This window comes from Streptomyces sp. TP-A0874 (assembly GCF_001748085.1).
Classification (GTDB): domain Bacteria; phylum Actinomycetota; class Actinomycetes; order Streptomycetales; family Streptomycetaceae; genus Streptomyces.
Window position 1 is genome coordinate 198,239 of sequence record NZ_BBZK01000010.1, and the last position, 12,886, is coordinate 211,124.

The window sequence follows — 12,886 nt, forward strand, 5'->3', positions numbered from 1 at the left end:
CGAGGGAGGCGGCGTGGCCGGTGAGCGCGGCGGAAGCGCCCTCCGGGGCGGTTCGGGCTTCTCCACCGCCACCCGGCTCAGGGCCTTCGGTGAGGAGGCCGCCGCGCGCGTCTACCGGGCCAGCACCCGGCGGCGGACCCCGCGTCGCGGCCGGCTCACCGGAAGGGCCGCGCTCCTCGCCCTCGTCGTGTGCTCGCTCGTGGTGGCCCTCGCCTATCCGATGCGGCAGTGGATCTCCCAACGCGCGGAGATCGCCAGGCTGGAACGGCAGGCCGAGGAGACGGGCAAGGCGGTCGAGAAGCTGAGGGACGAGAAGCTCCGCTGGCAGGACCCGGCCTACGTCGAACGCCAGGCCCGCGAGCACCTGCACTACGTGCGTCCCGGGGAGATCGGCTACACCCTGCTCAGCCCCGACCGCGAGGACGGCACCCAGCCCGGCCCCGACCCGGCGCGCCCGAACCGAAACGACTGAAGAGACCCGTAGGCATGGACACCCCTCCTCCGAAGACCGCACACACCGCGCCCTCCCCCTGCGACACCGCGGCGGTGCGGGAGCAGCTCGGCCGCACCCCCAGGGGGCTGCGGGCCGTCGCCCACCGCTGCCCCTGCGGGCAGCCGGACGTCGTCGAAACCGCTCCGCGGTTGGAGGACGGCACTCCCTTCCCGACGCTCTACTACCTGACCTGCCCGCGTGCGGCCTCGGCGATCGGCACGCTGGAGGCCGACGGGGTGATGAAGGAGATGACCGCCCGGCTCGCGGAGGATCCCGCTCTGGCGGCCGCGTACCGCGCCGCCCACGAGGACTACATCAAGCGGCGGGACGCGGTGGAGGTGCTCCAGGGCTTCCCCAGCGCCGGCGGGATGCCCGACCGGGTGAAGTGCCTGCACGTCCTGGTGGGGCATTCGCTGGCCGCCGGGCCGGGAGTCAACCCGCTGGGCGACGAGGCCGTCGCGATGCTCCCGCAGTGGTGGCGGAAGGGGCCCTGCGTCGCGCCGTGCGACCACCCCGGCGCCGACCACGGGCAGCCCGGGAACGGCCGGGCGGCCGCCGGTGCGGACGAGGGCGCCGAATGACCCGGGTGGCGGCCGTCGACTGCGGCACCAACTCCATCCGGCTGCTGGTCGCCGATGTCGACCCGGGTGACGGCCGGCTGACCGAACTGGACCGGAGGATGACCATCGTCCGGCTCGGGCAGGGGGTGGACCGCACCGGCAGGCTCGCCCCCGAGGCGCTGGAACGCACCTTCGCGGCCTGCCGGGATTACGCCCGGATCATCGGTGAACTCGGCGCTGAGCGCGTCCGCTTCGTCGCCACCTCGGCCTCCCGGGACGCCGAGAACCGCGATGACTTCGTGCGCGGTGTCGTGGACATCCTCGGGGTCGAGCCGGAGGTGATCAGCGGGGACGAGGAGGCCCAGCTCTCCTTCACCGGAGCCACCGCGGAGCTCGCCGGCAGCGGTCTGGAGCGGCCGTACCTCGTGGTCGACATCGGCGGCGGCTCCACCGAGTTCGTGCTGGGCGACGAGCGGGTGCGGGCGGCACGCTCCACCAACGTGGGCTGCGTCCGGCTGACCGAGCGTCACCTCCTCCGCGACGGCCGGGTGGTGGCGGACCCGACCACGGCCGCGCAGATCGCCGCGATAAGGGCGGACGCGGACGCCGCCCTTGACCTCGCCCAGGAGACCGTCCCACTCGGAGAGTCCCGCACCCTCGTCGGACTGGCCGGCTCGGTCACCACCGTCGCCGCCATGGCCCTCGGGCTCGACTCCTACCGGCCGGAGCGGATCCACCATGCGCGGATCAGCCTCCAGCAGGTGCGCGAGGTCACCGAGGGACTGCTGCGCTCCACCCACGCCCAGCGGGCGGAGATCCCGGTGATGCACCCGGGTCGGGTCGATGTGATCGGCGCCGGGGCCCTGGTGCTGCTGGCCGTGATGGAACGGTCCGGCGCCCGCGAGGTGGTCGCCAGCGAACACGACATCCTCGACGGCATTGCTCATCACGCGGCGAGCGAGGTGCGTTGAGGAGCGGTGGCAGGCGGCGGGGGTGCCGGGCGGGGCGTCACAGGTCGCGGTAGACGTCCCGCTGGTCGCCCACTTTGACGACGAGGACGAGGAGTTGTCCGTTGTCGATCTGGTAGGCGACCCGGTAGCTCCCGACCCGGAGCCCGTAGAGGCCCGACGGGCCGGTGACCTCGCCACCGCCCGGGGCTCGGTGGTGGGGCCGGCCCAGGTGCGGACGTGCTCTCCGGTGCCCGGGGGACGCGGTCTCGCGAGGGGTTCCGGCGGGCGGGGCCGGGTGAGGAAAAAAGCTTTGTGAATCTCTTCACATGAAAACCGGCCCGACTGGAGGCATCTCTTGGCCGGGCGGGGGCGGAACGGCCTCGATCGGCCCCTTCGGAGGTGCTTCCAGAGTCGGTCCGCGGACGGGCGGCGGAGCCCGCGGAATGCCGGCCGGGCTGGAGGATGGGGAGACAAGTGCAGGCCAGAGCGGGTGTCAACGTCCGCCCGGCGGTGTTGGCTCCCCTTCGGTGCCGGGAGAGGGCTGCGGGCGGACCGTGCCGCGTGAAAGAAACCGCGCACTATAGCAGATCTGCGAGGCGGTCTTGTGAAGGGCTGCACGAGCACCCCCCATCCGAGTGCTGGATACTCGAATCATGAGCACCACGGAGCGTCCTCGGATCCTCGTAGTAGGCGGCGGGTACGTCGGCCTGTATGCGGCGCGTCGCATACTGCAGAAGATGCGGTACGGCGAGGCGACCGTCACGGTCGTCGACCCGCGCTCGTACATGACGTACCAGCCCTTCCTTCCCGAAGCTGCCGCGGGCAGCATCTCCCCCCGCCACGTCGTCGTCCCGCTGCGCCGGGTGCTGCCGAAGGCCGAGGTGCTCACCGGCCGGGTCACCGCGATCGACCAGGACAGCCGGGTGGCCACGGTCACTCCGCTGGTGGGCGCGGCCTACGAGATCCCGTTCGACTACCTGGTGGTCGCGATGGGAGCGGTGTCCCGCACCTTCCCCATCCCGGGCCTGGCCGAGAACGGCATCGGAATGAAGGGCGTCGAGGAGGCCATCGGTCTCCGGAACCACGTGCTCGAGCAGCTCGACAAGGCTGACTCGACCATGGATGAGGAGATCCGCCGCAAGGCCCTGACCTTCGTCTTCGTCGGCGGTGGCTTCGCCGGTGCGGAGACCATCGGCGAGGTCGAGGACATGGCCCGGGACGCCGCCAAGTACTACCCGAGCGTCAGGCGCGAGGACATGCGGTTCGTCCTCGTCGACGCAGCGGACCGGATCCTCCCCGAGGTCGGACCCGAACTGGGCGCCTGGGGGCTCGAACACCTGAAGAAGCGCGGCGTCGAGGTCTACCTCAGCACCTCGATGGAGTCCTGCGTCGACGGCCACGTGGTGCTGAAGAACGGCCTCGAGGTGGACGCCAACACCATCGTCTGGACGGCCGGCGTCAAGCCGAACCCGGCGCTCGCCCGCTTCGGACTGCCGCTCGGCCCCAAGGGCCACATCGACACCACCGAGACGCTCCAGGTGCGCGGCAGCGACCACGTCTGGGCCGCCGGCGACAACGCCCAGGTACCCGACCTCGCCAGTGGTGAGGGCGCATGGTGCCCGCCGAACGCCCAGCACGCGCTGCGGCAGGCGAAGGTCCTCGGAGACAACGTGATCTCCGCCCTGCGCGGCTTCCCGCAGCGGACTTACCGGCACGCCAACAAGGGCGCCGTCGCGGGACTCGGCCTGCACAAGGGCGTCGCCATGATCGTGGTCGGCAAGGCCAAGATCAGGATCAGGGGGCGGCTCGCCTGGTACTTCCACCGTGGGTACCACGGCATGGCGGTGCCGACCTGGAACCGGAAGATCCGCGTTCTGGCGGACTGGACCCTCGCCACCTTCCTCAAGCGCGAGGTGGTCTCCCTCGGTGCGATGGAGAACCCCCGCGAGGAGTTCTACGAGGCCGCCCGCCCGGTGGCCGCGGCCGGTGCCACCGCTGTGCCCGTCGGCGCAGGCAACGCCTCCCAGCAGAGGGAGAGGGCCGGGGCCTGACCTCGACCGGCAGCAGAGCCCGAGGGGGCGCCCGCCAACCGTGGTGCGGGCGCCCCCTCGGGCGCTTTCCCGGCCTGGTGCCGTGAGCCCGGGCTTCGCGGATTATGCGCCTTTTGCTCTTCCCTTACGAGTGAAGAGGAGTGTTTTGCTCCGCTGATCGGTATCCCTCTGGGGATGGCACTCAACCGTCGCGCCGTCGCAACTGCCACCACGGAGGTGTACGACATGGCCGACGCCGCTTCGCGGCTCACCGCTCTCGCCCAGGACCTGCTCGGAAGTCCGCTGCCCCTGCGGGTCCGGGCCTGGGACGGCACCGAGCACGGGCCGCCGGGTGCGCCGGTCCTGGTGGTGCGCAACCGGCGTGCCCTGCGGCGGCTCCTCTGGCGGCCCGGAGAGCTGGGACTGGCCCGGGCGTGGGTCGCCGGCGACCTGTCGATCGAGGGCGACCTCTACGAGGCCTTGGACCTGCTCGCCGGGTTGATCTGGGAACGCCCGGCCCACCCCGGAGCCTCCGCCGCGCCCGAGGGGACCGGCCGCTCGCCGGCCGCGGCTGTCCGCCGCCGCGGCCGGCGTCTGGCCAGGAACGCTGCGGCCGTCCGCGATCCCGCCCTGCGCTCCGGCTTCCGGGAGCTGGTGTCCCTGGCCGGCCCCGGGCTGCCTCCCCCGCCGCCTCCGGAGGAGGCCCGCCGCAGCGGGGGCGTGGTGCACAGCCTGCGCCGGGACCGGGCCGCGATCAGCCACCACTACGACGTCGGCAACCGCTTCTACGAACTCGTCCTCGGCCCCTCGATGGTCTACTCCTGTGCCTACTGGGAGGAGACCGCGGATCTGGAGACGGCCCAGCGGGCCAAGCTCGATCTGATCTGCCGGAAGCTGGCGCTCCGGCCCGGCCAGCGGCTGCTGGACGTCGGCTGCGGCTGGGGCTCGATGCTGCTGCACGCGGTGCGTGAGTACGGGGTCAGCGCCGTCGGGGTCACGCTCTCGAGAGAGCAGGCCGTCTACGCTCGCAAGCGGCTCGCCGCGGCCGGACTCACCGACCGGGTGGAGGTGCGCGTCCAGGACTACCGGGAGGTGGCGGACGGGCCCTACGACGCCGTCTCCTCCATCGGCATGGCCGAACACGTCGGCTCCGTCGCCTACCGCGACTACGCCACCGGCCTGTACCGGCTGCTGCGGCCGGGCGGACGGCTGCTCAACCACCAGATCGCCCGCCGCCCCGTGCAGGACGAGGACGCCTACCGCGTCGACGAGTTCATCAACGCCTACGTCTTCCCCGACGGCGAGTTGGCGCCGGTCGGCCGGACCGCCGCGCTGCTGGAGGAGGCGGGGTTCGAGGTGCGGGACGTCGAGGCGCTCCGCGAGCACTACGCCCTGACGCTGCGCCGCTGGGTGGCGAATCTGGAGGAGCACTGGCCGGAGGCGGTCCGCCGCACCTCGCCCGGGAGGGCCAGGGTCTGGCTGCTGTACATGGCCGCCTCCGCACTCGCCTTCGAACGGAACCGCATCGGTGTCAACCAGATCCTCGCCGTGCGCACCCCCGAGGACGGGCGCTCCGGCCTCCCGCTGCGCGCCCGTGAGTGGGCCGCGGCACCGGAGGGCTGAGCGGCAGCCTCGGCCGCCCCATCGCTCCGAGGGGAGCGGCCCGGGCGGCTCCGGCTGAACGGCGGCCGGGCGTCCCCCAGCAGACGACGGCCGGGCCGGCCGTCCCGGAGGGAGGATCCGGGACGGCCGGCCCGGGGCCGGTGGGGACGGCGGAGCTACTCCGCCTTGATCGACTCCAGCATGTTCAGCTTGGCGGCACGCCTGGCCGGCCAGACCGCGGCCAGCACACCGACCAGAGCGGCCAGTCCCAGGAACACTCCGATCCGCTCGTAGGGGATGGCGAGTGAGTAGGTCTCCAGCGATGCGCCGATGGCCGTGCCGGCCGCCCAGGCGAGGAAGATGCCCAGGCCGACTCCGAGCGCCGCGCCGAACAGCGAGATGACCACCGACTCCAGCCGGACCATCCGCTTGACCTTCTTCCGGTCCAGCCCGATCGCCCGCAACATCCCGATCTCGTGCTTCCGCTCGAAGACCGACATGGCCAGTGTGTTCACCACCCCCAGCACGGCGATCAGCACGGCCATCGCCAGCAGCCCGTAGAGCATGTTGAGCATGAGGTTGATCATCTGTCCGACCTCGTCGCTGATGGCGTTCTTGTCCTGGACCTTGATCGCCGGGTTCTTCCCCAGCGCATCGACTATCGTCTCCTCGGCCTCGGCGGACGGGCCGTCCACCATCTTCACCAGCACCTGGGCGTCACTGACGCTGTCCAGGTGGGGGTCGATCACCTTGGTGGGGGCGAGGATCCCCCAGACCATCTGGTTGCCGGTGAAGACACCGGCCACCGAGAGCTTCTCCGAGCGGCCGTCCTGGAAGGTGTAGGAGAAGGTGTCGCCGGTCTTCAGTCCGGCCTCCTCGGCGCTCTCGTGGTCGAGCACCGCCGAGCGTCCGTCCTCCAGACCGGCGAACGACCCGCTTTCGAAGTCCAGGTTGAGCAGTTCGCCGATGCTCGCCGGGTCGACCCCGGTGATGCGCGAGTAGGAGCCGTCGATCTCGCCGTAGGCGTCGCGCCAGGGAGAGCTGGCGGCCACCTCGGGAAGCTCGTCCAGCTTCTCCCGCACCTCGGGGCTGAGGCCGGTGTAGTTGGCCATGCTGATCGAGTAGTCGGACTTCAGCAGCCCGACGGCCATCCTGTTGATCGCTCCCTGCACCGAGGTGGCCACCACCGTCATGGCGGTGATCAGAGTGAGGCCGATCATCAGCGCGGCGGCGGTGGAGGCCGTCCGGCGAGGATTGCGGAGCGCGTTCTTCCGGGCGAGTCTGCCGGCTACCCCGAACCGGTCCAGCAGGGGCGCGGTGGCCGCGATGACCGGACGGGAGATGAGCGGGGTGAGCACGATCACTCCCACCAGCATCAGGCCGGCCCCGCCCGCCATGTACGGCTTACCGTCGCTCTCGGTGGAGGCTCCCAGGAAGACCAGGGCGGCGCCGAGCGCGGTGATGAGGGAGCCGATGGTGTTGCGTACCACCAGGCTGCGGGTGGTGGGGGTGGCGTGCACGCTGTTCATCGCGGCCACCGGCGGCACCTTGGCGGCCCGGCGGCCGGGCAGCCACGCGGAGAGCATCGTCACCAGCACTCCGATGGCGAGCGCGTACAGCCCGGTCGACGGGGCGATGACCAGCGGCCCGTCCGGAAGAGTGGCGCCGGTGGCACCGACGAGTGACCGGAGGCCGACCGCGATGCCGATGCCGAGCAGGAAGCCCAGCACCGCCGCCGCCAGGCCCACCAGGAAGGCCTCGAGCAGCACCGACCGGGTCACCTGGCGCCGGGTGGCTCCGATGGCGCGCAGCAGCGCCAACTCCCTGGTGCGCTGGGAGATCAGCATGGTGAAGGTGTTGGCGATGATGAAGATGCCGACGAAGAGCGCGATGGCGGCGAAGTAGAGCAGCAGCGTCGCCATCTGGCTGGTCTGTTCGGTGATCATCTCGGCCTGCTCGTCGGCGAGCACCTTCCCGGTGACGGCCTGGGTCTCGGCCGGCAGGATCTCCTCGATGGCCGCCTTGAGCCGGGCCTCCGAGGTGCCGGGGGCGGCCTTGACGGTGATCTCGTCGTACTCGGTTGTCTTGCCCAGCAGTTTGCGCGCGGTCTGGTTGTCGAAGAGGACCAGGCTTCCGCCTGCCGCGACGTAGCCGTCGTCGGTGTCGAAGACCCCGCTGACCTCCGGCTGCCGTACCGGGCCGTCCACCGACAGCCGGACCGTGTCACCCACCCGGTAGCCGGTGCGCTCCGCGGTGCGGCTGTCGATCGCCACCTCGTCGTCGGCGGTGGGCGCCTTGCCCTCGGTGAAGGTGTAGCGGAGGTCGCGGCCGTCCGGTCCCGGGTAGTGGTTCCCGCCCTGGGTGTCCCATCCCTGGCCGACGAGTTTGCCCTGCTTGTCGGCGAGGGCGGTGAACCCGGAGACCGAACCGGTGGCGGACTCGGCGCCGGGGAGGTCGGCGATCCGCTTCAGCAGGGCGTCGGTCAGCTTCGGCTTGACGCCGGAGTCGTCGTCCTCCTGCTGGTTGACGGGCGCGGGCGAGCCGGCCTGGTGCCGGACGGCCACCGAGACGTTCTCGAAGCTCTGGGCGGACTTGTTCTGGAAGGCTTGGCCGACGGTGTCGGTGAAGACCAGGGTGCCGGAGACGAAGGCGACGCCGAGCATCACGGCGAGCACGGTCATCAGCAGCCGGGCCTTGTGCGCGAGGACATTGCGCAAGGCGGTGCGGAACATGGTGTTGTCAGTCCTGGGGAGAGATCGGGCGGCCGTCCCTGGACGCGAAGGGCGGCCGGTGGCGGGGGGTCCGGGGCTCAGCTCACCCGTCCCTTGGTGTCGAAGGCCTTCATCCGGTCCAGTACGGTCTCGGCGGTGGGCCCGTACATCTCGTCGACGGTGCGGCCGTCGGCGAGGAAGACGACGCGGTCGGCGTAGCCGGCGGCCACCGGGTCGTGAGTGACCATCACCACGGTCTGCCCCATCTCGCTGACCGAGTTGCGGAGGAAGCCGAGCACCTCGGCGCCGGCCCGGGAGTCGAGGTTCCCGGTGGGCTCGTCGGCGAAGACGATGGCGGGCTTCCCGGCCAGGGCGCGGGCGACGGCGACGCGCTGCTGCTGGCCGCCGGAGAGTTCGGTGGGGCGGTGCTTGAGGCGGCCGGAGAGGCCGACGGTCTCGACCACGTGGTCGAGCCAGGCCTGGTCGGGCTTGCGGCCGGCGATGTCCATCGGGAGGGTGATGTTCTCCAGGGCGTTCAGGGTGGGCAGCAGGTTGAACGCCTGGAAGATGAAGCCGATCTTGTCCCGACGGAGCTGGGTGAGCTGCTTCTCCTTGAGGGAGGTCAGCTCGGTGTCGCCGATCCGCGCGGAGCCGGCGGAGATCGAGTCCAGCCCGGCGAGGCAGTGCATCAGGGTGGACTTACCGGAGCCCGACGGTCCCATGATCGCGGTGAACTCGGCCTGCCCGAAGCCGACGGTGACCCCGTCGAGAGCGAGCACCCGGGTCTCACCCGCGCCGTAGACCTTGGTCAGGTCGGTGGCCCGGGCGGCCAGCGCGGTGGGACGGGCTGCGGTCTGGTCGCCAGGGATGGTGGTGCTCACGGCGGAGGCTCCTGTGTGTCGAGGTGCGGCGGTCAGGCTGCCGGCCGCCGGGGACAACCATCATCCTCCCTGGCTGGAGGGGGTCTGGCATCAGCCCGTACTCCGGTTCGAAAGTAAACCAGCGGGGTATTCTGAGCCGACCGGGTCCTACCTGGGAATGACGGGGGACCCTGAGGCGGAGACGAGTTTCCGTCAATCCCAGAACACCTGCTCGACGAGGCCCGACGGCCCGGGCAGCAGCCTTCTCCACCGCACCTACCTGACGGGCCTTCAGTTGCTCCTAAAATCAGACAACTTCCTTGTGGCTGGGCGCTGTTCATCGAGTGGGGCCCGGATAGGCTCGCTGCTGCGCCCCTGGCGGAGGACCAGTCATCCGCTCCGTTCGGAGGGTCCGGAAGCCGGCCCTCAGGGGGGATCCGCCCGGATGGTGGAATGGCAGACACGGTGAGCTTAAACCTCACTGGCTTTCGGGCCGTGCCGGTTCAAGTCCGGCTCCGGGCACCATCCCCCTCAACCCGGCTGACCTGGGGAAATGGCCTGTTTCCTCAGGTCTTCTCTCCTCGCGTTGGCGCACGGTTGGCGCAGCATCCCGACCATGCCCCGCATGGCCTATGTACAGGCGTCCAAGAACAGACATGGTGAGGTCACCAGCTACCGGGTGCGTTGACGTGCCGGAGGTGCCAGGGCCGGGGAGTTCCAGACCGAGCGTTTCGATGGCGCGGCGGGGGCCGGTGGGGGCAGAATTTCGTTCTCGGCCCTCAGCGGATCGTCGGGCCGAAGGGCGGCTGTGTCGGCATTGAGCAGCCTGTCACCGTAGCCCTGCCGGGCTGCGGGAAGTGCCCCGGGAAGGCGTCGTGAGCGTGGAGCTGGGGATCCACTGACAGCTCGGCACCGCTGGTCGCGATGGCGGGGATGGAGGAAGCCCTGTCGAGATCGAGCTGCTCGTGGGTTGGAGCGAGGGCATCGGCCTGACCTTGACCTTCGTCCGCACCGAAAAGGCCGACGCAGCCCAACTCACCCGCAGGACCCCAGCGACCCGAAGTGATCGGCCACGCTCACGGGGCGCTTCGATCTCACTGACAGGTTCCTTCTGGTGAGCGAGCAACTCCCCAGTGGCGGCATCAAACTGTCTCCCGCCGAGCTCGATGCCCTTGACGCCAGGTGGTCATCCTGCTGGACCCCGAGTGATGTCGCACAGCACCTGTCCGGGATCGCCGCGCCCTGGTGCGTGGCCGCTGGCTGGGCGCTGGACCTGTTCCGCGGCACGCAGACGCGCGAGCACGGGGACATCGAGATCGCGATCCCCACTGCCGACTTCCCCGAGGTTCGCAACCGCTTCCCCGGATACGCCTTCGACGCCGTCAGCAGCGGGCAGATCTGGGAGAACGCCACACCGGACGTGCTGGCCGCCACACACCAGACCTGGCTACGCGATCCAGGCACCGGCAGCTACCTACTCGATGTATTCCGCGAACCCCACGACGGCAAGACCTGGATCTGCCGACACGACGAGACGATCCGGCTTCCCTACAGCGAGATCATCCACCACACCCCAGACGGCATCCCGTACCTGGCGCCTGAACTGGTCCTGCTGTTCAAGGCCGAGCACGCACGCCTCAAGGATCGGGCAGACTTCGACGCGACCCTCCCGCACATGACTTCAGCTCAGCGCACGACACTGGCCGAGTTCCTCGCCCGCGCGCACCCAGGCCATCGCTGGCTCGGGAACCTGTGATCCACCTCAGACAGCTTCGTGGCTGTCGCCCACAAGTTTGACGAGCCGGGAAACGGCGACGCCTCGCGCGTTCCACCTGATGCGTTGACGTCAGCCGCGATCGCCCGACTTGACTTGGTGCAGAGAGTTCCTGTGGGCCGTCGACGTTCCTTCCCGCCGAGGCCCGGCGGATGGCTGCCAGCGCAGCGAGCGCACTCGACCAAGAGCACGTCGACTACCGATGCCACTGGACGACGTTCGGCCCGGTGACAGCGGAGCTGAAAGCGGTTGAGGACCTGGCGGTCACGGGGGATGCCCCGAGGGGTGCTTCGCCGGGCCGACGAGGGGATCCTCTCCCCGAAAGCGCTCAGGAAGTTCGGCAGGCCCAGCGCCGACAACTGGGAAGCTCCAGCCCGTCGTGTGAGGCGGAGCCCCCTGACGAAGGGGCGTCAATCCGTGCTTCGGCAGTGGAAGATCGGTGAGTGCTGGTGCTGCGATCGTGCCGGCCTTCCGGTGCTGTGGATCGGGCCGGTGCGGACCAGCCGGGGAACAGCCGGCCTGACGGCCTGCGAGAGCTGTATCCACCGGCTGGAGGAGCGTGTCGAAGAGCACCGGATGCGGCGGGTCACCAGGCCCGCGACCTGACCGTGCCGGGTGTCGGTCCCCCCCCACGCGCTCCTGGTGAACGTGCCGCCGCCGGCGGCACGTTCATCCATCTACCCGCAGCCCGGTCAGCCGGACGCGGCGGACAGGAGCACGTCCACGAGTCTTTCCGCCGCGTCCGGCCGCCCGTGTGCCCGGGCCGACTCCGCCATCCCGGCACGCCGCGCCGGGTCCGTGAGGAGTGGTCCGAGAGCGTTTCGGAGCCGGTCTGCGGTGACCTCACCGGTGAGCGCTACGGCCGCGCCGGCGTCCTCCAGGTGACGGGCGTTGTGCGCCTGCTCGTTGCCCGCGGACGAGGCGAGCGGCACGAACACGGCCGGCTTGCCCAGGGCGGTGAGCTCCGCGAGGGTGCCGGCACCGCTGCGGGAGACCACGACATCGGCGAGCGCCAGCACGTCGGGGAGCTCCGGGCCGACGAACCCGGTCAGGTGGTACCGGCCCGCCAGTTCCGGTGGGAGCCCGGCCGCGTTGGCGCGCAGTGCCTCCACGTTCGCCGGCCCGCACTGGTGCACCACGTTGGCGCGCTCCAAGAGCCATGGGAGCGCCTCCGCGACGACGTTGTTGATCTGCTGCGCGCCCTGCGCGCCGCCGGTCACGTAGAGCGTGGGGAGCTGCCGGTCGAAGCCGACCAGGCCGAGCGCGGCGACCGCCTTGTCGGCGTGCCCGCTCAGGATCTCCGGCCGCACCGGGTTCCCCGTCACGACCGCCGTGGACCGTACGGCCTCCGGGAGGAGCGGCAGCGTCGACTCCGAGGAAACCGCGATCCGCGCCGCGGACCCGGCCAGCTTCCGGTTCGCCAGCCCGAGCCGCACCGTCTGCTCGTGGAGCACCAGCGGGACCCGACACAGTCGGGCGGCGAGACCGGCTGGGACGGCGACGTACCCGCCGGTCGCGAGCACGACGTCCGGTCGGAAGTCACTCACCGTCTTCCGCGCCTGGGCGACGCCGAGGGGCACCCGCGTCATGTCCTTGATGTTCGCCGGGGACACCATCTTGAGCGGGTTCGCCGACCGGCGGATCTTGCCCGTCGCGACCGTCGTGAAGGCGATGCCCTCAGCCGGCGCGACGCGGGCTTCCAAGCCGTCGGGTGTACCGATCCAGAGGACGTCGAGTGCGCGGTCTTCGGCCGTCAGCCGGGCCTGCAAGGTGCGGACCGCGGTGAGCGCGGGATAGGTGTGGCCGCCTGTCCCTCCCCCGGTGACGATCAGACGGAAGGAGCGCGGGGATCGGGAAACACTGTTCACCCCGCGCAGCCTACTGGCCGCCGCCGGTCGGGGCGCTG

At 70.8% G+C, this 12,886-nt stretch carries 10 protein-coding genes and 1 tRNA gene; 7 read left to right on the forward strand and 4 right to left on the reverse strand.

All coding sequences use genetic code 11. The annotated features are described in order from the left end of the window. Positions 1-13 precede the first annotated feature (13 nt). From BGP73_RS18145 to BGP73_RS18155, 3 genes are read left to right on the forward strand one after another with little or no spacing between them, the layout of a single operon-like run. Positions 14-472: an FtsB family cell division protein gene (locus tag BGP73_RS18145; RefSeq protein WP_079127639.1), complete on the forward strand. Its 459-nt coding sequence runs from the start codon at positions 14-16 to the stop codon at positions 470-472. Positions 473-486: 14 nt separating this feature from the next. After that, positions 487-1,074 carry a DUF501 domain-containing protein gene (locus BGP73_RS18150; protein ID WP_069816188.1) on the forward strand — a complete coding sequence of 196 codons (588 nt, stop codon included), beginning with the start codon at positions 487-489 and terminating at the stop codon, positions 1,072-1,074. Further along, entirely contained in the window at positions 1,071-2,024 is a 954-nt protein-coding gene (locus BGP73_RS18155) for a Ppx/GppA phosphatase family protein (RefSeq protein WP_069816190.1), read from the forward strand. Before BGP73_RS18150 ends, BGP73_RS18155 begins: the two co-directional genes overlap by 4 nt. 37 nt (positions 2,025-2,061) lie before the next feature. Here BGP73_RS18155 and BGP73_RS22275 read toward each other — a convergent pair whose 3' ends face one another. Next, positions 2,062-2,232 carry a type II toxin-antitoxin system RelE family toxin gene (locus tag BGP73_RS22275; protein WP_079127655.1) on the reverse strand — a complete coding sequence of 57 codons (171 nt, stop codon included), beginning with the start codon at positions 2,230-2,232 and terminating at the stop codon, positions 2,062-2,064. Positions 2,233-2,656: 424 nt separating this feature from the next. Here BGP73_RS22275 and BGP73_RS18165 point away from each other — a divergent pair, with 424 nt between their 5' ends. Both BGP73_RS18165 and BGP73_RS18170 read left to right on the forward strand, forming a co-directional pair. After that, positions 2,657-4,054: an NAD(P)/FAD-dependent oxidoreductase gene (locus BGP73_RS18165; protein ID WP_079127640.1), complete on the forward strand. Its 1,398-nt coding sequence runs from the start codon at positions 2,657-2,659 to the stop codon at positions 4,052-4,054. Positions 4,055-4,279: 225 nt separating this feature from the next. After that, a complete protein-coding gene (locus tag BGP73_RS18170) occupies positions 4,280-5,656 on the forward strand; it encodes an SAM-dependent methyltransferase (RefSeq protein WP_069816340.1) in 1,377 nt (458 codons plus the stop codon). Between the two features lie 155 nt (positions 5,657-5,811). Here the strand turns inward: BGP73_RS18170 and BGP73_RS18175 are convergent, their stop codons facing one another. Both BGP73_RS18175 and BGP73_RS18180 read right to left on the reverse strand, forming a co-directional pair. Further along, positions 5,812-8,367: an ABC transporter permease gene (locus BGP73_RS18175; protein ID WP_069816196.1), complete on the reverse strand. Its 2,556-nt coding sequence runs from the start codon at positions 8,365-8,367 to the stop codon at positions 5,812-5,814. A 77-nt stretch (positions 8,368-8,444) separates the two neighbouring features. Beyond that, the gene (locus tag BGP73_RS18180) at positions 8,445-9,227 is read right to left on the reverse strand and encodes an ABC transporter ATP-binding protein (RefSeq protein WP_069816198.1); all 783 of its coding nucleotides are present in this window, start codon (positions 9,225-9,227) and stop codon (positions 8,445-8,447) included. 418 nt (positions 9,228-9,645) lie between these two features. On the opposite strand from BGP73_RS18180, the gene BGP73_RS18185 reads away from it, so the two are divergent. Both BGP73_RS18185 and BGP73_RS18190 read left to right on the forward strand, forming a co-directional pair. Beyond that, positions 9,646-9,731, forward strand: a tRNA-Leu gene (locus tag BGP73_RS18185). A 589-nt stretch (positions 9,732-10,320) separates the two neighbouring features. Then, positions 10,321-10,962 (forward strand): nucleotidyltransferase domain-containing protein, encoded by a 642-nt coding sequence (locus BGP73_RS18190; protein WP_069816199.1) that lies wholly within the window; start codon positions 10,321-10,323, stop codon positions 10,960-10,962. Positions 10,963-11,672: 710 nt separating this feature from the next. Here the strand turns inward: BGP73_RS18190 and BGP73_RS18200 are convergent. After that, positions 11,673-12,848 carry a UDP-N-acetylglucosamine--N-acetylmuramyl-(pentapeptide) pyrophosphoryl-undecaprenol N-acetylglucosamine transferase gene (locus BGP73_RS18200; protein WP_069816201.1) on the reverse strand — a complete coding sequence of 392 codons (1,176 nt, stop codon included), beginning with the start codon at positions 12,846-12,848 and terminating at the stop codon, positions 11,673-11,675. Between the last annotated feature and the right edge of the window lie 38 nt (positions 12,849-12,886).